Genomic DNA, 21,470 nt, shown 5'->3' with positions numbered 1-21,470 from the left:
CGGTGCGCCGGGTCAGGGGGTCAGAGTTCGGACCAGGCGATCTCTGACCAGGGGGAGGTTCGGCCGGCGTGTAGGTGGAGGTGGAAGTCGGGGCCGTCGTGGGTGCGGTCTTCTTCGGGGTCGGTGAGTTGGGTGATGGTGCAGGTGTAGTCGCCGTTGGGGAGTTCGATGCTGGAGCCGTAGATTTCCTTGTCGTCGGCTACGGAGGAGTCGGCGTACTGGGCGGCCATGGTGACGGTGTCGAGGTTGACGACGATCAGTTCGCCGCCGGTCACGGTGATGGGGCCGGTGGTTTGCCTGATGATCGGGAGGTGGGGGTCCACCGGGGAGTCGGAGAGGTCGATTCGCCATTGCTCCTCGCCGCCGGTTCCCCAGAGCAGGATGGACTGTTGGGGAAGCTCTGATTCGATGTGTTCGAACAGGCTCTCCAGCGTCCAGTCCTCGCCGACGAACGAGGTGTAGGCGTGAGGGTCGACGAGGCCGAGAAATCCTGAGTCATCGGTCATTTCGTCGATCTGATGGTGAAGCTGCGCCATGCCGTCGGTCCTCCCGGGTTGATCATCCGAACCATACAGACGGGCGGGAATGAGGTGGGAATCGGCCAGTGCCCGGGGTGATTACCAGCCGATCCGGTTACCTCACTGCCGCTGTCCGCGCGCCGAGCTCAATCAGCTTGCGGCAGTGGGGGTCTGCAGGTGGGTGCCGCCGACCGTGGGGGTCGGGCCCGTTGGTCGGCGGCGCCCGGGTGCCTCATTCGGGGTGAGGCGGTGCGAGCGGGAGTTGGGGGGTTCACTCGCAGGGGAAACGGTAGAGATCGGGCGGGTGGAAGGGAAACAGCTATTCAGGGGCAATTCATCAATGGCCGTTGTCAATTGCCGGTGTGCAGGGCGGCGGCGATCTTGCGGGTCATCTCGGCGACGACCGGCTGGCCGGGGCGGCTCGTGGCGGCGGCGGCTTCGGCGGCGATCAGGATGGTGGTGCGGAAGTTGGTCGCCTCGGCGGGGTTCTGGGCGTCGAGGAGGGTCGCGGCGGCGGTCAGGGCGGGCAGGACGTGGTCGGCCAGGGCGGCGACCGTCTTGCCGGTCAGGTGGATGTCCTTGGACTTGGCGTTCAGGACGTGGCCGATCTCGCCGGTCGCCGACAGCAGGGCGGTGGTGCCGGCGCCGGCGGCCTTGCCGGGCTTGTCCGAGGCGGCGGCGAGGAGGGAGACCGCACCGTAGGCGGCGGTGCGGACGGTGGCCTTGGACTGGTCGGTCAGGGCGAGGGTGGCGGTGGTGGCGGACATGAGGTGCTCCTTCGGAAGTTGTTGTGGCCCTGAGCCGGTCGGCGGTTCGGGGCCGTTTTGTTCGATGGGAGTACTTTGTCCGGGGCTGCTGACAAGGTGCTGATGGCGGACTGACACGGCCGCTGACACCGCGGAGTCGCCGACGACGCGGCGGTCAGGCCGGGCGAACCAGTGAGGATTGGCGACGGAGCTGGTCGCGTTCCCGCTCGATACGGGCGGTGTTCTCCGGGGAGCAGTGGGATCGGTTCCTCGACAGTGGAGTCCGGCGAGGCTGAATCCCACTGCCGAACGGTCAGAACGGAACCTGGGTGTCGAACGGGGCGGGCGTGGAGCCTCGGCCGGAGAGGGCGCGGCAGAATTCGATGGCGTCGAGTTCGAAGGCTTCGCCGTCGGGGTCCGGGGAGGTCCAGGTGCCGCCGGCAGGGCCGGTGAGGGTGAGGCGGTAGGGCTTGTCGTGGCGGGCGGCCCATTCGCGGACCACATCGTCGATGATGCGGCCGTCGTGGTCGGCGGTGAGGGCGAGGGGGCGGCCGGTGGCGCGGCTGAGGTCGATGCGGTGCATCCACGGGTCGCGGGTGAGGACGACGTCGATGAGGTAGCCGAGGGTCCACTGTTCGCGCTGGCCGTTGACCAGTTCCGAGCCCGCCATGGCGCGGCGGCGCAGGAATCCGGGGGTGCGGCGGCGGCCCTTGGCGGCCTTCGGGCCGATCCGGTAGAGGTCGGCCACCAGTTCGGCCGGTGTGTGCCTGCCGAATTCGCGGACCTGGAGGGCGGTGAGCGCGTCGACCATCTCGGCCTCCCCTCCGGGCCGCTTCTCCGCGATGCGCATCTGGCGGCGGCTCTCGAAGGGTGAGGAGGCCATCGTGGCCATGCCCACCACGTGCGAGACGAGTTGGTGCACGGTCCATTCCGTGCATTCGGTGGGTCGTTCCCAGTCGCCGGGGGCGAGGGCGGCGACCGCGTCGGCGACGCGGGCGTATTCGTCGGCCGCCAGGCGCAGGGCGTCGGGGCGGGCGATTCCGGGCTGGAGCGGCGTCTCGATGGCGCCGCGCACTGTGGTCTGGTTGTCACGCATGGCTTCCCCTAATGCGGTTCGGGCCCCGATGTTTCGGAGTCCGGCGGCAGGCCCACGCCGTCGGCCCACATCTCCACGGCCCGATCCAGCAGGCGGCGACGGGTGTCGCCGCCGGGATCATTGGCCAGCTGCTGATCCACCAGGCCACCGATGATGGCGAAGAGGATCTCCACGTCGTCGCGGTCCGCGACCCCGGCCGAGCCGAGCAGGTCGATCGCCTGCTGGACGGTCCGCACCGAGGGCGCGAACGCCTCCTCGGAGGGAACGAAGCCGGGGATCGTGCGCTGATTCATCAACTGGTAGCGGGCCAGGTCCGCCACCGAGAACTCGAAGAACGATCGGGCCATGGCCCGGACTCGGACCCGCGGGGAGTCCGGCAGGTCCCGAAGCTCCCGCCCGGACACCTGCTCGTACTCCAGCCAGGCCGCACCGAACATGGCGTCGTAGATGGCGTGCTTGGAGGCGAAATGGGTGTACAGCGAGGGCGCGCGCATCCCGACCCGATCGGCCACGGCCCGCAGCGTGAGCTGCGCCAGCCCGTGCTCGCGGGCCACGGACCACGCGACATCGAGAATCTCCCGCCGAGTCGCCTCACGACGTTCGGCTTTCCTATCGCGCGTAGTTTCTCCTAACACAGTTAGGAGTGTGAGCCGGGTCACGGCAGAAGTCAATAGCCGAACGACATGATCGCCGGTAGCGGTAACGAGATCGGCCGGATTCAGACCGGCGGGCAACCCTCCGAGCGCTCCGAGGTGAGGCGCAGGCCGCCGGAGAGGGCGTCCGCCATGGTGTGCAACAGGGGGTTCCGGGTGGCTGTGCGCCAGGCGGCGGCGTAGGTGATGACCAGCGGGCGTGGGTGGAGGGGACGCCACACCAGGCCGGGGACCGAGGCCGTGCGGGACGAACCGACCCCGATCGACTGCGGACGCAAGGGCAGCAATTGCAGCATCTGGGCGTGGCTCATGGCGCTGTCGCTCAACACCACCGACGCGCCCCGCTCACGCAGCTGGGCCAGCACCGAATCGTGGACCTCCGGGGCCGCGTCGCGCGCGAACATGATGAGTTCCTGCTCGCCGATGCACGCCGCTTCCACCGAAACCGCGGCAGCGAGCGGGTTTTTGCGCGACATGACGATGCCGAGCTCCTCGTCGGCGACCGGGGTGCAGGTGAAGTGGTCGGCCAGCCCCACCGGCAGCCGCAACACCGCCAGGTCCACGTCGCCGCAATCGAGCAGCCGCGCCTGATCCCCGCTGGTCCCCGTGGTCAGCGCGACCCGCACGCCGGGCTGGCGGGCCTTCACCAGCGCCTCGATCCGTCCCGGCAGCCAGGACGGCGCCCCGTTCACCACGCCCAGCCGGAACACGACGTTGCCCGGCTGCGCCACGGCCCGCGTCTCCCGCACCGCGATCTCGGCCGCCTCCAGCACGGTTCGCGCCGTCTTCAGCAGCACCTCCCCCGCCGCGGTCAACTCGACCCCGTGATTGCCCCGGATCAGCAGCGGGCCGCCCACCTCCCGCTCGATGGCCCGGACCTGCTGACTCAGGGTCGGAGTGGAGATGAACAAACGCTCGGCCGCCCGCCGAAAATGCAGCTCCTCGGCCACCGCCACGAAGTACCGCAACTGCCGCAATTCCACCCCTGAAGGGTAGGCGTCCGCATCCGCCGCGCGGCCACCAGTGAGTGAATTGCCCGGTGGCGCTCGGCAGGTCGTCAGTCCCAGCCGGTGCCGGGCGCGCGTTGGGCGACGGTGGCCCAGCGTTCGGCGATGCGGCGGCCCTGGAAACGCCACAGGACGAAGCCCTGGGAGGTCATCGGCTCACCGGTGGCGCGGTCGGTCCAGCGCCAGATATTGCGGCACATGACCTTGTCGCCCTCGGCGAGCATGTCGACCACGGTGACATGCAGGCCCGGCAGCGACTCGTACATGCCGAGCATCATCTTCTCGTCACCGATCAGGTCGGTCGGTTTCCCGCCGGGACCGTCGTGATCGAGGAAGTCGGGGGTCATATTGCGGTGGATCACCGCAGCGTTACGCCGATTGACGAACTGCTCGAAATGGTCCGCCACGAACTGCTTCATGGAATCGAGGGAGAGGTCGGTGGGCATCTTCGCCTCCTCTGCACGGCCGGACGACCTATCCATGGTGCCGCCCGATCGCTCACGCCGGTAAGCGATTGGGCGGCAACAGGTCAGAGGTTGGGCAGTGTCAGAGGTTGGCCGGTCGGACGACCATGACGGAGGAAGCGCGTTTGCCGGACTCCTGGAGCAGGGCGATGGCGTGGCCGGCGGGGTCCAGGGCCGCGTAAACGCCTGGGATACCGACCGGTTCGAGCCAGCGGCCGTTGCGGAGGTCGTTCGCCTGGGCGTCGGTGATGTCGCGAACCGGGAAAGCGGTGCGGACCGCGGCATCGATATCCAGGTTGAGAACCGGGTCTCCGGCCTCGGCGGCGGCCTCGACCTGGGCCAGCGTGCGGGCGTGGTCGAGGGTGAAGGGGCCGACCGCGGTACGGCGCAGGGCCGTGAGATGGCCTCCGACGCCCAGCTTTTCACCGAGGTCGCGGGCCAGGGCACGAATGTAGGTGCCCGAGGAGCAGTCCACGGCGACGTCGAGATCGACGAAATGGCTGTCGCCGGTGTCGATGTCGCGGCGGGCCAGGATGTCGAAGCGGCTGACGGTGACGGGGCGGGCCGCCAGTTCCACGTCCTCACCGGCGCGGGCGCGGGCGTAGGCGCGCTCGCCGTTGACCTTGATGGCGCTGACGGTGGCGGGGACCTGCTGGATGTCGCCGGTCAATTCGGCTACGCGCGCGGCGATCTCGGCGTCGGTGAGGTGTGCGGCCGCCGTGGTCGCGGTGACCTCGCCCTCGGCGTCGTCGGTGATGGTGGACTGACCCAGGCGGATGGTGGCCGTGTACGACTTGGTGGTCAGGATGAGCTGGCCGAGCAGCTTGGTGGCGCGCTCCACGCCCAGGACCAGCACGCCGGTGGCCATCGGGTCGAGGGTGCCCGCGTGGCCGACCTTCTTGGTGCGCAACAGCCTTCGGCTCTTGGCTACCACGTCGTGGCTGGTCCAGCCACCCTCCTTGTCGACGATCAGCAGGCCGCCGAACGCATCGACCAAGGGCGGCAGCTTCTCCCGCTTGAGACCGGGCCGGCCGCGACGCTTCGCACCGCCACGAGCCGGCGCCGCCTCGGAGTTCTCCACCGCACCGGATTCCGCGGGGACCGCGGCGTCCGACGCGCCGACCACCATCGATTCGTCGCCCATCAGGCCGTCACGATCGCGGTGAGGATGAGGCCGTCGCTGACGACCCAGCGGCCGTCGAAGGCCGTCAGCGGGGTGCCGCCGTCGGTGACGGGGCCGGGGATCAGAAGGTCGCTGTGGAAGGTGCCCGCGCCGCCGGCGGCGGACTCCTCGTCCACGGTGAAGGTGATGTGGGCGTCCTCGAAGCCGAGCCACAGGCCGGTGAGGGGGAACCACGCCTTGTAGGTGGCCTCCTTGGCGCAGAACAGCAGCCGGTCCAGGTGCAGGCCGGTGCCGGGCAGCACGGCGGAGAGCCACTCGCGTTCGGGCGCGAGGCTGACCGAATCCAGGACGCCGTCGGGCAGCTGACCGTGCGGTTCGGCGTCGATGCCGATCGAGCGGAAGCGGAGCTTGTGGCCCAGGGCCGCGGCGCGATAGCCGTCGCAATGGGTGAGGCTGCCGACGATGCCGCGCGGGAACACCGGTTCGCCGGTGCCGCCCTTGCCGATGGCGACGGCGGGCTCACCCAACTGGGTCAGGGCCTGCCGGGCGCAGTAGCGGGCGCCGATGAAATCACGGCGACGCTTCTCGACCGCGCGGGCGATCAGATGCTCCTCGCCGGGATGCGGTTTCAGATCCTCCGGGTAGGCCGTCAGCTCGGCCGCCGCGACCCCGCTCGGGAGAATTCTGCCGAGTATGCGCGCCGACTCCGTCGCCGCGACTGCCCGCTCCTCGATGACCCGCCTCCTGCTCGCTTCCACCAACTGCCGAATCGAGCCTACCGGGCAGGCCGGTCACCGGCCGATTCGCGCGGACGTGCACGGCCCGGCCCGGCAGGCCGCGACGGATCAGACCAGGCCGCGACGGCGTTCGGCCTGCTCCTTCATCTTCACCGCGGCCGCCTGCATCTCCGGGGTGATCTTGAAGTGGCCGCCCCACTCGTTGAGGGTGTCGCCGTAGTCGGGGACCGGCAGGATCTGACGCAGCAGCTTGTCGGGCAGGCCGCGACGCTGCCACTCGCGCGGATAGCCGAGCGACACCTCCTCGAAGCGGACGCCGTCGTACCAGGTGGTGCGCGGAATATGGAGGTGGCCGTAGACGGCGCAGACCACGTTGTAACTGGTGTGCCAGTCCGCGGTCAGGTCGGTGCCGCACCACAGGGAGAACTCCGGGTACCACATCATGTCGACCGGCTTGCGCAGCAACGGGAAGTGGTTGATCAGAACCAGCGGAGTGTCGGCGGGCAGTGCGTCGAGGCGGCGCTGGGTGTACTGGACGCGGGCGTGACACCAGGCGTCGCGGGTCAGGTACGGCTCGGCCGACAGCAGGAACTCGTCGGTCGCCACCACATTGCGGTCCCGGGCGATGGCCAGGCCCTCGGCCTTGGTCTTCGCGCCCTCCGGCAGCCACGAGTAGTCATAGAGCATGAACAGCGGGGCCAGGGTGACCGCGCCGCCGAACTCCTCCGCGCCCGCGCCCTCCCACACCGGGAACGGGTCCTCCGGGGTGACGACGTCCAGATCGCGGCACAGCGACACCAGGTAGTCGTAGCGGGCCGCGCCGTGCATCTGCACGGGATCCTTTGCGGTGGTCCACAATTCGTGATTACCGGGCACCCAGATGACCTTGGCGAAGCGGCCGCGCAGCGTCTGCAGGGCCCAGCGGATGTCATCGGTCTTCTCGCCGACGTCACCGGCCAGGATCAGCCAGTCCTCGGGGGAATCCGCGTGGATCGCCTCCACCACCGGCTTGTTGCCCTGATGACCGACATGGATGTCGCTCACCGCCATCAACTTCGGAATCACCCGGTTCCGCCTTCCTGTTCACGACCGTCCTGGCAGCAACCATCCCGGCCTCCACCAGATTCCCATGCGCGGGAGAAACCGACGTCACCGCACCCAGCGAAGGCGAGCCGCGGCGCCGAATCCGGCCGCGACGGTGAGGGTTCCGGACGGCTCCCGGCGACACGACGCCACCGCCACATGACAGGGGCGCGCGATCTCGGCGGGGATACGGACGCCACCCTCGATCTCGTAGCGCATATTGGTGACCTTCCAGCGCTGCGCCTGCGGGTCGTCGGGGTCGACGGGCGGGGCGTCGGCGCGGGCCACGACCATGACCTCGGTGATGCCGGTCGGCCATTGGAAGACCAGCAGGCCATTGCGCTCGGCGAGGCCGCGCACGGTCGGCAGGCCGCTGGGCTCGCGGGCGGTGTCGGCGGCAGCCCCGGTGGAACCGGTGGCCGAATTCTCGGCGGGTCCAGGGGTGTTTCGACGGGCGGCGGGATCGCCGTGTTGCGCTGTCGCCGCGGACCCCGTGGTGGCGGCGGTCCGGTCCGAGCGGGTCATGTCCGAGGCGCGGCCCGAGATCGAGGCGACCACGCCGTACACCGGCACCGGTCCGGCGGGCGCGCCGCCGTCCTCCATGGCCACGCCGCGGGTGCGGCCGACCACGCGCCAGGAACCGTCCGCGAGCAGCCGGGTGATGCGGTACTCGGCCTGGTCGGTGGTCGACGGGGTCCAGGTGATCACGACCGTGCCGTCCGGTTTGCGGCTGACGGTGACGTGTTCGGGCGCGGCGACGCGGAGTTCGGCCAGGGCCGCGCGGGCCTCGGCGTGGTCGGCGCAGACCTCGAGGACTTCGCGCACCGCCTGCATGCGCAGGCCGGGATCGGCGGGGAGGGCCTCGAACAGGCGGCCCGCCTCGATCACGGCGGCCCGCGCACGGCCGATCAGCAGTTCCCGGCTCGCGCCGCGCGGATCGGGATTCGCGACATCGGCGGCTCTCCGATCCAGGAAGTCCAGGTGCTCGGCCAGCGCCTCCACGAATCGTCGCCCCGCGCAGCAGGACACGGCGGCCCGCCAGTGCACGACCGCCTCGGCGAGCACCCGCTCGACGTCCTCCCCCACCGCGCGCACCGAGCGCGCGGCCGCCGCGTCATCGCCGACCAGGCGCCGGGCGTCGGCGATGAAAGCCGCCGCCTCCTTGGGCTTTCCGGCCCGCAGCGACGCCCGCGCCGCCCGCAACGCGGCCTCCCACGGCCGCCCCGACTGGGTCGTGCCGTCGTAGGGCGTCCGCTGCCAGTGCTCCGGCTGCGGCGCGCCCGGCGGGTTCGCCTCGTCCGCGGCGGGATTCACCGGAGCAGCTGTCGACGTGGCTGAGGTGGACTGTTTCTCCGGAGTGGTCGACGGTTTCCGACCGGCCGCGAGGTGTTCGCGCCCCTCGACGGTGGTGCCGAGCTCGTCGGCGAGGGCGACGAGGATGCGTTCGGCATTGGCGCGGTCGAGACCGCCGGCGATGGCCACGCCCAGCAGGTAGTCGAAATCCGGTGCCACCAGCAGGTCCTCGACGAGCACGGCCGCGCGGACCTGGGGGCGCAGCTGGTCGGTGACGGTCTCGGTGATGGTCAGCAGATAGGCGTCGACCAGCGGACCGCCGGGCTCGAGCAGATCGCCGATGTGGATGAGGAGCTCGTCGAGGACCACGCGCAGACGGCCGGGCGGGAGCTCGCGGGTGCGGGCGCGCAGGGCCTCGGCGCGCAGGCGGATCTCGTTGCTGCGGTGGGCCGCCGAGAAATCCATGTCGAGCAGGGACAGCAGGGTGGGCACCGGGTCACCGGCGAGGAGCCGCTCGTATTCGGCCAGCAGCGACCGGATCTGGCGGCGACGCTCGGTACTCAGCGCGGGCGCGGCCGGGGGCGGCGGCGCGGCGGGGGCCTCGTCGATGATGCGGTGGCGGCGGACCCGGACGGCGACCTCGGCGACCGTCAGGCCGCCCAGGCGGCCGATGTCCTCGAGTCCCGGGATCTTCCCGGCGGGAATGCCGTTGTGCCGCTGGATCAGCCGCTCGATGGCGGCATCGAGCATCTCGTAGCGTTCGGCGTCCCGACGGTCACGCAACTGCTTGACCCGGTCTGCCTCGATCAGCCGGGAACCGGTGTGCAGCAGCGGCTCGGACAGCTCCTGATGCGCCTCGACCAGCAGCCCGGCCAGCACCCGGAACTTGGGGTGGTCGCGCAACTTCTGCCACAGCGCCCACACCTGCTCGACGCGCGCGGCGACGTCGGCGTCACTCAGCCGGGACGCGTCGGCGAGCGGAATGTCGTACAGCTCGAAGGCATCCGACTCCGCGAGGCCGCCGCGGCGTTCGACGGCGGCGAGGACGCGTTTGCGATAGTCATTGGGATCGAAGGCGTGCATGGCTTTTCGTCGGACAGCGTATACCGGTCAGGAATTGCGACGGCGGGTGCGCTGCAGCTGATCCAGCTCGCGCTCCACATCCGCCTGCGACAGGGTGGCCCCGGTCTGCACCGACAAGGTCAGCGGCAGATCGGCGTCCACATGGTAGGCCGTCACGTGCAGCACACCGTCGAATCCCATCTCGAAGGTCACCCGGACTTCACTACCCTCCGGATACCCCGGCGGAATATCGCGAATCCTGCCCTCCACCAGCACCTTCGTGTCCTCGGGACGGGTCGAGGCCGCCTGCCCCTGCTGCTCGACGATGGTCAGCTCGATCTGCTCCTGGTGCGCGCGCACCGTGCCGTAGGAGCGTCGCACCTTGATCGGCAGCGTCTGGTTGCGGTGCACCAGCCAGCTCGCCGCCAGCCCGTTGAACGGATCCAGCGCCAGCACACCGAACCCGCGCGACACCACGGTGTCCACCTGGATCTCGATCATGCGGCGCACCAGGCTCACCGGCTGGCCGAAGGATGCGGCCACCCGCACCAGCGAACCCTCCAGGTCACCGGGATCGGCGTCACCGAGCGGCGCTCCGTCGCGGAGCCGCCCGCGGGTCACCAGGTCCGCGGCCACCAGCCGCTCCATCTCCAGCTTCTCGCCGTACAGCGCGGCGCCGCGGGCCACCGACAGGTCCGGGTCGCGCAGTTCGCCGGTGAGCCCGAATTCCTTCCGTAGCTGCTCGGCCACCATCGGCATGCGCGAGGAGCCGCCGACCAGCAGCAGCCGGTCCACCTGCCGCACCCCGCGCTTCTCGGCGGCGGCCAGCACGGCCTTGGTCAGGTCCAGGGTGCGCCGCATGAGCGAGGCGGTCAGCGATTCCAGATCGGAGCGGGTCAGCGGGATCACCGCCCGCGCGCCGTCGTGCGCGATCACCACCTCGGTGGCCTCGGCGGCGGTGAGCTCCTGTTTGGCCTGTTCGGCGGCCAGCACCAGCAGCTGGGAGCCGACCGAATCGTCCAGGGGGTCTTCGGCATCCGGGTTGGCCGTGCAGAACTGCTGGGACAGATACAGCGCCAGCCGCTCGTCCCAGTCCGCGCCGCCGAGCTGATGGTCGCCCTCCACCGCGAGCACCGAGATGCGGCGATCGGCCAGTTCGATGACGGTAGCGTCGAAGGTGCCGCCGCCGAGGTCGTAGACCAGCACGGTCTCGCGCGTGGGTTCCTTGCCGAGTTCGATGCCGCCGTCCAGGCGCCCGAAACCGTAGGACAGCGCGGCCGCGATCGGCTCCGAGAGCACACCCGCCACATCGAATCCGGCGTAGGTTCCGGCCTGGATGGTGGCGCGGCGCTCCTCGTCACCGAAGTAGGCGGGCACCGTGATGACCGCGCGCCGCACCGGTTCGCCACCGGAGAACTCGGCATCGGCGGCAAGACTTTTCAGGATGAGCGCCGACACCGCGGGCGCGGACCACAGCTGCCCGTGCGCGCCGAACCGCCATTCGGCGTCGCCCATGCGGCGCTTCACGAGGGTGCACACATTGTCGGGGTCGAGCCGGGCCTGCCGGCGCGCGCCCTCGCCGACCACATGGTCGGTCGCGGAGGCGAACAGCACAACGGAGGGAACGGTCGGTTCCCCCTTCAATCCGACCAGGACCTGCGGCCGGCCATCTGCGTCGATTGCCGCAATTGCCGAATTCGTTGTGCCCAGATCGATTCCATAGACCCCCATGGCGGCGATGGTAGCAGTCACCGGCGACAGCTGGGTTTATCGTTCGTGCATGACCGATCCAGCCCCGGCGGCCACGATTCCCCAGGCGCCCCCAGCGACCGCGGAGGAGTCCGCCCCGACTCTCGACCGCATCACCGAACGCATCGACGACCTCGCCCGGGTCATCGCCCGGCAGGCCGCCACCATCGAGCGACTAGCCGACGCCGCCAAACTGAAGATCCGCGACGAGCGCGCCGAGGCCGACGCGCCGCTGCTGCGCGATCTGTTCGCCCTGCACGGGCTGGCCCAGACCTTCGTCTCCACCTCGAATTCGGAACCGGACCGGCAGGGCTTCGAGGCGATCAATCGCCGGGTCGAACGCATGCTGGCCGAGCGCGGCGGCGAGCTGGTGACGCCGTTCCGGGGCACGGCGTTCGATCCGGAGACCATGGAGGCCGCCGAGATCGTGGGCACCGACGACCGGGAGGCGGACAAGACCGTGGAGTCGGTCATCCAGCCGGGCCTGACCATAGGGGATCGCTCGATCCGGCCCGCGAAAGTCGTTGTGCGGCGGTATCGAGGGGCCTGATTCCGAACCAGAACTGACACGTGTTCTAGTAGGCTGCGAAGTGCACGGACTGATCGATCGCGGAGGACGCAGATGAGTCAGCACTATCGCAGCATCGATGTCGGCGAACCGATGACGCGGTTCGCCCGGGGGTGGCATTGCCTCGGGCTCGCCGAGAGCTTCCGGGACGGACAGCCACATTCGGTCAATGCCTTCGGCACCAAACTGGTGATCTGGTCCGACAGCAAAGGCGAATTACACGCCCTCGACGGCTACTGCCGGCACATGGGCGCGGACCTCGCCTACGGCAGCGTCAAGGACGACAATATCGCCTGCCCCTTCCACGATTGGCGGTGGCGCGGCGACGGCAAATGCGCCGCCATTCCCTATGCGCGGCGCGTTCCGCCGTTGGCGCGCACCCGGTCCTGGACCACCTGCGAGGAAAACGGCCAGTTCTTCGTGTGGAACGACCCGGAAGGCAATCCCCCGCCGCCCGAGGTCGCCATTCCGCACATCGAGGGCATCGAGACCGACCAGTGGAGCGACTGGGACTGGAACTCACTGCTCATCGAGGGCGCGCACTGCCGCGAGATCATCGACAACAACGTCGACATGGCGCACTTCTTCTACATTCACTTCGCGTACCCCGTGTACTTCAAGAATGTGTTCGAAGGGCATGTGGCGACCCAGTTCCTGCACTCCAAGGGCCGACCGGACATTCACGCCAAGTCCAACTATTCGCAGGAAATGTCGCTGCTGCGTTCGGAGGCCTCCTATTTCGGGCCGTCGTACATGATCAACTACCTGCACAACGACTTCGGCGACAACACCGTCGAGGTGGCGCTCATCAACTGCCACTACCCGGTCACCCACAACTCGTTCATGTTGCAGTGGGGCGTGAGCGTGCAGCGCATCCAGGGTCTGCCGCCGGAGAAATCCGAGAAGCTCGCCAAGTCCTTCGGCAAGAGCTTCGGCGTCGGATTCCTCCAGGACGTCGAGATCTGGAAACACAAGACCCGCATCGACAATCCGCTGCTCACCCAGGAAGACGGGCCGGTCTATCAGCATCGCCGCTGGTACGAGCAGTTCTACGTCGACGTCGCCGATATCAAGCCGGAAATGACGGCCCGGTTCGAGTACGAGGTCGACACCACCCACGCCAACGAGAACTGGCAGGCCGAGGTCGCGCAGAACCTCGAGAAGCAGGCCGCCGCCCAGGCGAACGGCTCCAGCGACTAGCGACGCCGCCGGGACGGACTACGCCATCCGTCCCGGCACCTCGGCGCCGACGCGGGCCCAGCGGCCCGACAGCGCCCGCCACGACACCGTGATCAGGCGCAGGACCAGGAAGGCGACCAGGCCGGTCCAGATTCCGCCGATCCCCCAATCGAATTCGAGCGACAGCCAGATCATCGGGAGGAACCCGAGCAGCGCCGAGCCGAGGGTGGCGTTGCGCAGGAAGGCGGCATCGCCCGCGCCCAGCAGGACGCCGTCGAGGGCGAACACCACACCGCCGATCGGGATGATCGCGACGAAGAACCACCAGACCACATTGGTGCGGTCCAGCACCGCGGGGTCATCGGTGAACAGGCGCGGAATCAGCGAGTGACCCGCGGCGAAGAACACCGCCAGCACCGTCGCGAACACGGTCGACCAGGCCGTGACCCGCCGGGCCAAACCCTGTGCGCCGCGCGCGTTTCCGGCCCCGAGCGCCGCGCCGACCAGCGTCTGCGCCGCGATGGCCAGCGAATCCAGCGTCAGCGCCAGGAAATTCCACAGTTGCAGCACCAGCTGATGCGCCGCCACCGACGCCGCCCCGAACCGCGAGGCCACGGCCGCCGCCGACACGAACGACGCCTGGAAGGCGAGGCTGCGCGCGATCAGGTCCCGGCCCAGCACCAGCTGCGCCTTCATGATCTCGAGGTGCGGCGCGATCGGCACGTGCGCCCGCCACAACGCGCGCACGAACAACACCCCGGACACCGCCTGCCCGGCCAGATTCGCGACCGCCGACCCCTCCAGCTCCATCCGGGGCGCGCCCAGCAGCCCGTGCACCAGCGTCGGGCACAGCACACCCGAAACCACCAGCCCCGCAATCACATACAGCAATGGCCGCCGCGTCTGCTGCACCCCGCGCATCCATCCGTTCCCGGCCATCGACAGCAGGATCAACGGCACCCCGAACAAGGCGATCCGCATCCACGACTCGGCCGCGTCGGCGATATCGGACCCGCCGGCGATGGCCCGCGTGATCGGCCCCGCGAACACCTGCACCACCAGTACGATCGCCAACCCGGCCGCGACCGCGATCCAACTGGCCTGCACGCCCTCCACGACCGCCCCGCGCTCATCCCCCGACCCGTGCCGCCGGGCCGCGCGCGCCGTCGTCCCGTAACTCAGGAACGTCAGCTGCGAACTGACCTGCGCCAGAATCAAACCCCCGACCGCCAGCCCCGCCAGCGCCAACGCCCCGAGCCGCCCCACCACGGCCATGTCGAACAGCAGGTAGATCGGCTCGGCGACCAGTACACCGAGGGTCGGCACCGCGATCCCGAGAATCCGCCGCGGCCCCGCGGCCGCCGCCTCCGCGCCCCGAGCTTCCGCCCGCGCGCGTCTGGCCGCCTCATCCCCCGCCGCCGGGGATCCCGGATCCTCCCCGCCATCCGCCACGATCTCCGCACCGCTCATGGGCCCACCATTCCACACGGGAACCGGCCGAAGCGCCCGCCGAGAGCCGTGAACGGGCAAATATATGCTGCGGACCGCGGGCACCGGTTCCAGCCGCCGCCCCGGTACCGGCACCGACGCTCAATCCCGGACCCACCACACGAATGGCCCACGACGCCAGAGCGACCGACGGCTCTGCCTGCCGAGGCCTGGTCCCCGACAAGGCTCCTCCGTGCCTCTGCCATCCGACGCGCCCGGCGGCAAGATTAGATGCGCATGTCCGCATTTGAACATGCCAGCCTACCGCCGACCGCTCGATGACAGCGCGCACGCGGCCGCCGGGAGGGAGCCGAAGCCCGACGTTCGCGGTCGGACCACCGAGGCAGCCGCATTCGCCGGGTGCCGACCGTAGGCAGGAGTACCCGCCTACTGAAGTCGGCCTCTCCCCCGAACTCGGCCGCGGCCCGCGTCATTCGCGGCGAGCACGCCACCACAGCGCCGCGACGGTGACGGCGGCAGCCGCGAGCGCCGGGCGGGTGTACGGGGAGCGCGGGCGGGACAGGGTGTCGCCGCGGATGGCGGATGCGAGCTGCGGCGTCGGGTGGACGGGGCGTAGTTCGAAGATGCGGAAGATACGGCCGCCGGAGAGCTCGTGTTCCATTTCGTAGCCGGGCCAGAATTCGATGGCGGTGTCCCAGGCGCGTTTTCGTTCGACGCCGGTGATCTGGGTGACGGTGACGGGGAAGCGCTGGCCGCCCACATGGACGGTGGCGGTGGCAGCGGAGCGCAGGTTGGCCGACCAGGACGGGTGGTCGGGGCTGCCCCAATTGGAGCCGATGAGCAGGATGCTGCCGTCGTCGGGGACGTAGAGCAGCGAGGTGGTGCGTGGGAGGCCGGTCTTGCGGCCGATCACGGTCAGTTCGAGGGAGGGCAGGCCAGCGATATCGAGAACGCCGTTGCGCCCCCGGGTGATTCGCCGGACCGCGCGGTCGGACGCGAGAATCGTGCCGGCCGCGTGCATGACCCAGCGCTGGGTGCCGAGACGGCGGGCGATGCGGGGCAGAACTGCAGACGCCATGGGAATTCCTCACCGGTATCGGGAGTTCCGCGAACGCGGTCGCGCATGCCTTCGCCCACTTCGAGAATGCTGAAACGTCCTTGTCATCAAGCGTATTCGCGCGGAAGCCCCCGGACTGTTCCCCCGGCAAGCCGTCGGCGGAGGATGGTTGTCGAATCCACTGTAATCACAAAGGCTTAATCGCGGGTGGCGAGCCGGAAATCGGTGGGGTCAGTCACTCGAGCTCAGTCACTCAAACGGGATTTCAGCGTCTCGATCAGATCGTCGTGCGACCCGGTCGCGCTGTACCCGGCGGCGTAGCGATGCCCGCCACCGCCCAGCGACACCGCCACCCGCGCCACATCGACGCCGGGAGTGCCGTCGGCATTGGCGTGCGAACGCAGCGACACCGTCCACCGGTCCGGTTCGGTCCGCGATTCCTTGAACACGGCCGCGACCTGCGCCTCGGCGGCGGTGCGGATGAGGTCGATGACGCTCTCCACCTCCTCGGACCGGACCGCCTCGGTGTCCTCGCGGCGGACCACCGCGTAGACCAGGCCCGCTCCCCCGGCCGCGTCGGGCAGCAACTGCGCCGACCCGAGCACCCGCGACAGCATCGGCAGCCACGCGAAGGGATGGGTGTCCATGAGGGTGCGGGTGATGGCCGCGCCGTCGATACCGGTGGCCAGCAGCCGTTCCGCCAGAGCGTGCGAGCCCGGCCGCACCCATTTGAACGAGCCGGTGTCGGTGACCAGTCCGGCGTAGAGGCAGTGCGCGATATTCGCGTCCAGCGGCTCGGACCAGGCGTCCAGGATCCGGGCGATGACACCCGCGGTCGACTCGGCGGACTCGTCGACGATGTTCACCGCGCCGAAGCGGGTATTGGAGCGGTGATGGTCGATCACCAGAGTGGTTGCGGCACCGGCCAATCGGTCCCGCAGCACACCGAGCCGATCCGCGCTGCCGCAGTCCACCGTGACCAGCACATCCGTCTCGGCCGGGACCTGATCGGGCCCGACCAGCAGCTCGGTGCCGGGCAGCGACCGCATGGACACCGGCAACCGGTCCGGTTCGGCGAAGCAGACGACGACCGGGACCCCACGCCGACGCAGGACCTGCGCCAACGCCAGCCCGCTGCCGACGGTATCGGCATCGGGCTGGATATGACACAGGATGGTCACCGACTTCGCGGCGTCGAGAATCTCGACCGCCGGGGTGACGTCGACGGGGGTCACCGGAGGTCAGGCTTCGTCGTCGTCTTCGTCCTCTTCGCTCTTGTACGGGTCCTCGTCACCGGCGTAGGTCGCGCCGACGGCGACCTGCGCGACCCGCGCGTCGCTGGCGCGGGCCTTGGACAGCAGCTCTTCCATCTCGCGCGCCGCGTCGGGCACGGTGTCGAGCTTGAACGCGAGGGTGGGGGTGAACTTCACCCCGGTGCCCGCGCCCACCTTGGACCGCAGAATGCCGGCGGCGGCCTTCAGACCGGCAGCGGCTTCCGCGTAATCTGGTTCGGCGTCGATGGTTTCACCCATGACGGTGTAGAAAATTGTCGCCTCGCGTAGATCCCCCGTCACCTTGGAATCGGTGACGGTGACGAACCGCAGTCGCGGATCCTTGATCTCGTACTCGATCGCCGTGGCGACGATGGACGAGATGCGCTTCGCGAGTCGGCGTGCTCGGGCTTGGTCAGCCATGAGAGCGCTCCTCACTTCTTCAGTCTTCGGGTCCGAAGATGCGGCGGCGTACCGACAGCAACTCTAACTCCGGACGATTGGCGACGTGCCGTTCACACTTGTCCAGCACCTCGGTCAGGTGGTTCATGCCGTAGCTGACCATTGCCACACCGAGCAATGACCGTCGATAACGGTCATGATCTCCGCCCTCGGTGACACTCACATCGAACCGTTTCAGGTCCGCGAGGATGGGGCGGATGACAGAGCGCTTCTCTTTCAGTGAATGCACATCACCGAGCAAGATATCGAACTCGAGCGCTCCGAAGAACATCTTTTCAGTCATATGAACGCGCCCCGGGGAATGCGCGCACAGTTACCCGGAAAGGAAAGGGGCACAACCCCGCCGGACCCGAAGGTCCGGCGGGATCGCGTACTGCTTTCGCCTAGTCGCGCGGCTTCTCGCGCAGCTCGTAGGCCTCGACGATGTCGCCTTCCTTGATGTCGTTGTACCCGACGGTCAGACCACATTCGTAGCCTTCGCGGACCTCGGTCACGTCATCCTTCTCACGACGCAGCGACTGGATGGTGGTCTCGGCGACCACGACGTTGTCGCGGATCAGGCGCGCCTTGGCGTTGCGCTTGACCGAACCCGAGAGCACCCAGCAACCCGCGATGTTGCCGAACTTGGAGGAGCGGAAGATCTGGCGGATCTCCGCCCGGCCCAGCTCGTGCTCCTCGTAGATCGGCTTGAGCAGACCCTTGAGGGCCTTCTCGATCTCGTCGATCGCCTGGTAGATGACCGAGTAGTAGCGGATGTCCACGCCTTCGCGGTTCGCCAGCTCGGTCGCCTTGCCCTCGGCGCGGACGTTGAACCCGATGATGATCGCGTTCGACGCCGACGCCAGGTTGACGTTGGTCTCGGTGACGCCACCGACACCGCGGTCGATGACGCGCAGACGCACCTCGTCGCCGACATCGATACCGAGCAGCGCCTCTTCGAGGGCCTCGACGGTACCGGAGTTGTCGCCCTTGAGGATCAGGTTCAGCTCCGAAGTCTCCTTCAGAGCGGCATCCAGATCTTCCAGGGAGATCCGCTTGCGGCTGCGCGCGGCCAGGGCGTTGCGCTTGCGAGCGTTGCGGCGATCGGCGATCTGACGCGCGATGCGGTCTTCCTCGACCACGAGCAGGTTGTCGCCGGCGCCGGGCACCGAGGTGAAACCGATGACCTGGACGGGCCGCGACGGCATGGCCGCCACGACGTCGTCGCCGTGCTCGTCGACCATGCGGCGGACGCGACCGTAGGCGTCACCCGCCACGATCGAGTCGCCGACCCGCAGCGTGCCGCGCTGGATGAGCACGGTCGCCACCGGGCCACGGCCGCGGTCGAGGTGGGCCTCGATGGCCACACCCTGCGCGTCCATGTCCGGGTTCGCCCGCAGATCCAGCGAGGCGTCCGCGGTCAGGACCACGGCCTCGAGCAGCGACTCGATGTTGGTGCCCTGCTTGGCGGAGATGTCGACGAACATGGTGTCGCCACCGTATTCCTCGGCCACCAGACCGTATTCGGTCAGCTGCTGGCGAATCTTCTGCGGATTCGCGCCTTCCTTATCGATCTTGTTGACCGCCACCACGATCGGCACATCCGCGGCCTGCGCGTGGTTGATGGCCTCCACCGTCTGCGGCATGACGCCGTCGTCGGCCGCGACCACGAGGATCGCGATATCGGTGGCCTTCGCACCACGGGCACGCATGGCGGTGAACGCCTCGTGACCGGGGGTATCGATGAAGGTGATGAGACGGTCTTCGTCGTTGACCTCGGCCAGCACCTGGTAGGCACCGATGTGCTGGGTGATACCGCCGGCCTCGCCCTCACGGACGTTGGCCTTACGGATGGTGTCCAGCAGTCGGGTCTTACCGTGGTCGACGTGACCCATGACGGTCACGACCGGCGGACGGACCTGCAGGTCTTCCTCGTCGCCGTCGTCCTCGCCGTAGGTGAGGTCGAAGTTGGCGAGCAGCTCGCGGTCCTCGTCCTCCGGGGAGACCACGTGCACGACGTAGTTCATCTCCGAACCCAGCAGCTCGAGGGTCTCCTCGTTCACCGACTGGGTCGCGGTCACCATCTCACCGAGGTTGAACAGCGCCTGGACCAGCGAGGCCGGGTTGGCGCCGATCTTCTCGGCGAAGTCCGACAGCGACGCGCCACGGGCGAGACGCACGATCTCACCGTTGCCGCGCGGCAGCCGCACGCCACCGGCGATGGGCGCCTGCTGGTTCTCGTACTCGGCGCGCTTCGCCCGCTTCGACTTACGGCCACGACGCGGAGCTCCACCCGGACGACCGAACGCACCCGCGGCACCGCCGCGACCGCCACCGGAACCCGGACGGCCACCGCCGCCACCACCGGGACGACCCCGGAAACCACCGGGAGCACCCGTGCCACCACCGGCACCGGCACCGGCACCAGCGCCGCCACCCGCACCGGGAGCGCCGCCACCGCGGTAACCGCCGCCACCGCCACCGGGACGGCCGCCGCCGGCACCCGGACCACCCGGACGCGCCGGACGGCCTGCGCCACCCGGACCGGCCGGACGCTGAGCGCGAGCGGGCATGGCACCCGGGTTCGGCCGCGGGGGCATCGAACCGGGGCTGGGACGCGGACCGCCGGGACGGGGACCGCCCTGACCGGCAGCAGCCGGACGGGGACCACCCTGGCCGGGACCGGGGCGCGGACCGCCCTGACCGGGACCCGGACGGGGACCGCCCTGACCCGGACCCGGACGCGGGCCGCCCTGCGGCTGACCCGGACGCGGGCCACCCTGGCCCTGACCCGGACGCGGACCACCCTGGCCCTGACCCGGACGAGGGGCCGGACGCGGCGCGGGACGCTCGGGCGCGGAAGAGAAGGGGTTGTTACCGACACGCGGCGGCTTCGGACCCGGCTTCGGGCCACCCGGACGCGGACCGGACTGCGGGGCGGGGGCACCGCCCTGCTGCGCCGGACGCGGGGCCTGAGCGCCCGGACGCGGAGCGTCGGTACGCGGGGCCTGCGGAGCCGGAGCGGACGGAGCCGGAGACGCGGAAGCGGCTGCCGGAGCAGCGTTTTCGCGAGCCGCGGGCTTCGGGCCCGGAGCCGGACGCGCTGCGGGAGCGGCCGGGGTCGCGGGCGATTCGGCACGGGCGGCCGGAGCCACCGGTGCGGCGGGGGCCGGAGCCGGAGCCGCGGGGGCCGGAGCCGCCGGGGTCGGACGCGGGCCGGGACGGGGACCGGCACCCGGGGTGGCCGGCTTGCCGGCCGCCGCCTCTCCGGGCCTTGCCGGACGCGGGGTGCTGTCACCACTGGGCTTGGGGGCCGCCGACTTGGCGGCACCGGAGGGGGCGCTCTTGGGTGCGAGCGACTCCCGCAGCCGGCGCGCGACAGGTGCTTCCACCGTCGAGCTCGCCGACTTCACGAACTCGCCCTGCTCCTTGAGCCGCGCGAGTAGTTCTTTGCTCGTGACACCGAGTTCTTTTGCCAACTCGTGCACGCGGGCCTTGCCTGCCACTGCTCTCCTCACTCAGAGGCCGAGCGTGACAGCCCGCTTACAACGGGGCGTCCGCACGACCTCGACTAATTTCGAAGGCCGATCATTTCTGGGACTTCACGGTGTGCTCATGAGTGCTCGTGCCTGTTCTCTACGTAATGCTCCAGGGCTGAGATATCCAGATGTCCGGACACTCGTAGTGCTCTGCCGATTGCTCGGCGCCGAACTGCTTGACTCAGACAAACCGAAGAGGGGTGCAACCAAGCACCCCTTCCGGGAAGTCTGCGCCGCGGATCCGGAACGACCACAAGGGTTTGCCCACTCTCGGCAGACCCTTGCGCCACGACCCGCATCAGATCGGCAGCCAGCTCGCGTCTGCGACATCCGATGCAGGTCCGGACGGGTGCTGATCTTACCGGCACCCGCTCGGCGCGCGGAGAAGTCGAAGACTCGCGCTGAGCCTGCGTCCACTCTACCGCTCTCACGTCC

At 69.5% G+C, this 21,470-nt stretch carries 20 protein-coding genes; 2 read left to right on the top strand and 18 right to left on the bottom strand.

From position 1 onward, the window contains the following. Nucleotides 1–20: 20 nt before the first annotated feature. From ACWEOI_RS27030 to ACWEOI_RS26980, 11 genes are all read right to left on the bottom strand, one after another. On the bottom strand, nt 21–506 hold the full coding sequence (locus ACWEOI_RS27030; RefSeq protein ID WP_452361413.1) for a hypothetical protein: 486 nt from the start codon (nt 504–506) through the stop codon (nt 21–23). Nucleotides 507–868: 362 nt separating this feature from the next. Next, a complete protein-coding gene (locus ACWEOI_RS27025) occupies nt 869–1,285 on the bottom strand; it encodes a hypothetical protein (protein WP_452361412.1) in 417 nt (138 codons plus the stop codon). A gap of 292 nt (nt 1,286–1,577) precedes the next feature. Then, nucleotides 1,578–2,360, bottom strand: a complete 783-nt coding sequence (locus tag ACWEOI_RS27020; RefSeq protein ID WP_452361411.1) for a maleylpyruvate isomerase family mycothiol-dependent enzyme — start codon at nt 2,358–2,360, stop codon at nt 1,578–1,580. A gap of 8 nt (nt 2,361–2,368) precedes the next feature. Next, a complete protein-coding gene (locus tag ACWEOI_RS27015) occupies nt 2,369–2,995 on the bottom strand; it encodes a TetR/AcrR family transcriptional regulator (protein WP_452361410.1) in 627 nt (208 codons plus the stop codon). A gap of 83 nt (nt 2,996–3,078) precedes the next feature. After that, nucleotides 3,079–3,996: a LysR family transcriptional regulator gene (locus ACWEOI_RS27010; RefSeq protein ID WP_452361409.1), complete on the bottom strand. Its 918-nt coding sequence runs from the start codon at nt 3,994–3,996 to the stop codon at nt 3,079–3,081. A gap of 74 nt (nt 3,997–4,070) precedes the next feature. Beyond that, on the bottom strand, nt 4,071–4,466 hold the full coding sequence (locus tag ACWEOI_RS27005) for an ester cyclase (RefSeq protein WP_379271330.1): 396 nt from the start codon (nt 4,464–4,466) through the stop codon (nt 4,071–4,073). 100 nt (nt 4,467–4,566) lie between these two features. Next, nucleotides 4,567–5,628, bottom strand: coding sequence for a tRNA pseudouridine(55) synthase TruB (gene truB / locus ACWEOI_RS27000; protein WP_452361408.1), 1,062 nt, complete (start codon nt 5,626–5,628; stop codon nt 4,567–4,569). Beyond that, the gene (gene npt / locus ACWEOI_RS26995; RefSeq protein ID WP_433673292.1) at nt 5,628–6,302 is read right to left on the bottom strand and encodes a 4'-phosphopantetheinyl transferase Npt; all 675 of its coding nucleotides are present in this window, start codon (nt 6,300–6,302) and stop codon (nt 5,628–5,630) included. Before npt ends, truB begins: the two co-directional genes overlap by 1 nt. A gap of 150 nt (nt 6,303–6,452) precedes the next feature. After that, entirely contained in the window at nt 6,453–7,409 is a 957-nt protein-coding gene (locus ACWEOI_RS26990) for a metallophosphoesterase family protein (protein ID WP_357281277.1), read from the bottom strand. 84 nt (nt 7,410–7,493) lie between these two features. Continuing rightward, nucleotides 7,494–9,803 carry an Ig-like domain repeat protein gene (locus ACWEOI_RS26985; protein WP_452361407.1) on the bottom strand — a complete coding sequence of 770 codons (2,310 nt, stop codon included), beginning with the start codon at nt 9,801–9,803 and terminating at the stop codon, nt 7,494–7,496. Nucleotides 9,804–9,830: 27 nt separating this feature from the next. Beyond that, nucleotides 9,831–11,513: an Hsp70 family protein gene (locus ACWEOI_RS26980; protein WP_452361406.1), complete on the bottom strand. Its 1,683-nt coding sequence runs from the start codon at nt 11,511–11,513 to the stop codon at nt 9,831–9,833. A 49-nt stretch (nt 11,514–11,562) separates the two neighbouring features. On the opposite strand from ACWEOI_RS26980, the gene ACWEOI_RS26975 reads away from it, so the two are divergent. Continuing rightward, nucleotides 11,563–12,081 (top strand): nucleotide exchange factor GrpE, encoded by a 519-nt coding sequence (locus tag ACWEOI_RS26975; RefSeq protein WP_452361405.1) that lies wholly within the window; start codon nt 11,563–11,565, stop codon nt 12,079–12,081. Nucleotides 12,082–12,153: 72 nt separating this feature from the next. Next, nucleotides 12,154–13,299 carry a Rieske 2Fe-2S domain-containing protein gene (locus ACWEOI_RS26970; protein WP_379271318.1) on the top strand — a complete coding sequence of 382 codons (1,146 nt, stop codon included), beginning with the start codon at nt 12,154–12,156 and terminating at the stop codon, nt 13,297–13,299. 18 nt (nt 13,300–13,317) lie between these two features. Here ACWEOI_RS26970 and ACWEOI_RS26965 read toward each other — a convergent pair whose 3' ends face one another. The 7 genes from ACWEOI_RS26965 to ACWEOI_RS26935 all read right to left on the bottom strand — a co-directional run bounded on the left by ACWEOI_RS26965 (nt 13,318) and on the right by ACWEOI_RS26935 (nt 21,403). Beyond that, nucleotides 13,318–14,748, bottom strand: a complete 1,431-nt coding sequence (locus ACWEOI_RS26965; RefSeq protein WP_452361404.1) for an MATE family efflux transporter — start codon at nt 14,746–14,748, stop codon at nt 13,318–13,320. Between the two features lie 448 nt (nt 14,749–15,196). After that, nucleotides 15,197–15,805: a nitroreductase family deazaflavin-dependent oxidoreductase gene (locus ACWEOI_RS26960; RefSeq protein WP_452361403.1), complete on the bottom strand. Its 609-nt coding sequence runs from the start codon at nt 15,803–15,805 to the stop codon at nt 15,197–15,199. A 224-nt stretch (nt 15,806–16,029) separates the two neighbouring features. Beyond that, on the bottom strand, nt 16,030–17,019 hold the full coding sequence (locus tag ACWEOI_RS26955; protein ID WP_433672146.1) for a DHH family phosphoesterase: 990 nt from the start codon (nt 17,017–17,019) through the stop codon (nt 16,030–16,032). A 6-nt stretch (nt 17,020–17,025) separates the two neighbouring features. Next, nucleotides 17,026–17,478: a 30S ribosome-binding factor RbfA gene (gene rbfA, locus ACWEOI_RS26950; RefSeq protein ID WP_433672145.1), complete on the bottom strand. Its 453-nt coding sequence runs from the start codon at nt 17,476–17,478 to the stop codon at nt 17,026–17,028. A gap of 19 nt (nt 17,479–17,497) precedes the next feature. After that, nucleotides 17,498–17,788, bottom strand: a complete 291-nt coding sequence (locus tag ACWEOI_RS26945; protein ID WP_357093398.1) for a DUF503 domain-containing protein — start codon at nt 17,786–17,788, stop codon at nt 17,498–17,500. Nucleotides 17,789–17,900: 112 nt separating this feature from the next. Continuing rightward, nucleotides 17,901–21,002 (bottom strand): translation initiation factor IF-2, encoded by a 3,102-nt coding sequence (infB, locus tag ACWEOI_RS26940; protein WP_433672144.1) that lies wholly within the window; start codon nt 21,000–21,002, stop codon nt 17,901–17,903. A 107-nt stretch (nt 21,003–21,109) separates the two neighbouring features. Beyond that, nucleotides 21,110–21,403, bottom strand: coding sequence for a DUF448 domain-containing protein (locus ACWEOI_RS26935; protein WP_433673291.1), 294 nt, complete (start codon nt 21,401–21,403; stop codon nt 21,110–21,112). Nucleotides 21,404–21,470: the final 67 nt, after the last annotated feature.

The sequence above is a fragment of the Nocardia sp. NPDC004340 genome, assembly GCF_053602575.1.
The sequence above is the reverse complement of the archived record's forward strand: the minus strand, read 5'-3'. Positions and strand labels throughout refer to the sequence as shown.

Excerpts from the sequence above, each read along its gene's own strand:
- ACWEOI_RS27030 (WP_452361413.1), bottom strand. The coding sequence starts at position 506 with ATGACCGATGACTCAGGATTTCTCGGCCTCGTCGACCCTCACGCCTAC.
- ACWEOI_RS27025 (WP_452361412.1), bottom strand. The coding sequence starts at position 1,285 with ATGTCCGCCACCACCGCCACCCTCGCCCTGACCGACCAGTCCAAGGCC.
- ACWEOI_RS27020 (WP_452361411.1), bottom strand. The coding sequence starts at position 2,360 with ATGCGTGACAACCAGACCACAGTGCGCGGCGCCATCGAGACGCCGCTC.
- ACWEOI_RS27005 (WP_379271330.1), bottom strand. The coding sequence starts at position 4,466 with ATGCCCACCGACCTCTCCCTCGATTCCATGAAGCAGTTCGTGGCGGAC.
- truB (WP_452361408.1), bottom strand. The coding sequence starts at position 5,628 with ATGGGCGACGAATCGATGGTGGTCGGCGCGTCGGACGCCGCGGTCCCC.
- ACWEOI_RS26985 (WP_452361407.1), bottom strand. The coding sequence starts at position 9,803 with ATGCACGCCTTCGATCCCAATGACTATCGCAAACGCGTCCTCGCCGCC.
- ACWEOI_RS26980 (WP_452361406.1), bottom strand. The coding sequence starts at position 11,513 with ATGGGGGTCTATGGAATCGATCTGGGCACAACGAATTCGGCAATTGCG.
- ACWEOI_RS26975 (WP_452361405.1), top strand. The coding sequence starts at position 11,563 with ATGACCGATCCAGCCCCGGCGGCCACGATTCCCCAGGCGCCCCCAGCG.
- ACWEOI_RS26970 (WP_379271318.1), top strand. The coding sequence starts at position 12,154 with ATGAGTCAGCACTATCGCAGCATCGATGTCGGCGAACCGATGACGCGG.
- ACWEOI_RS26965 (WP_452361404.1), bottom strand. The coding sequence starts at position 14,748 with ATGAGCGGTGCGGAGATCGTGGCGGATGGCGGGGAGGATCCGGGATCC.
- ACWEOI_RS26960 (WP_452361403.1), bottom strand. The coding sequence starts at position 15,805 with ATGGCGTCTGCAGTTCTGCCCCGCATCGCCCGCCGTCTCGGCACCCAG.
- rbfA (WP_433672145.1), bottom strand. The coding sequence starts at position 17,478 with ATGGCTGACCAAGCCCGAGCACGCCGACTCGCGAAGCGCATCTCGTCC.
- ACWEOI_RS26945 (WP_357093398.1), bottom strand. The coding sequence starts at position 17,788 with ATGTTCTTCGGAGCGCTCGAGTTCGATATCTTGCTCGGTGATGTGCAT.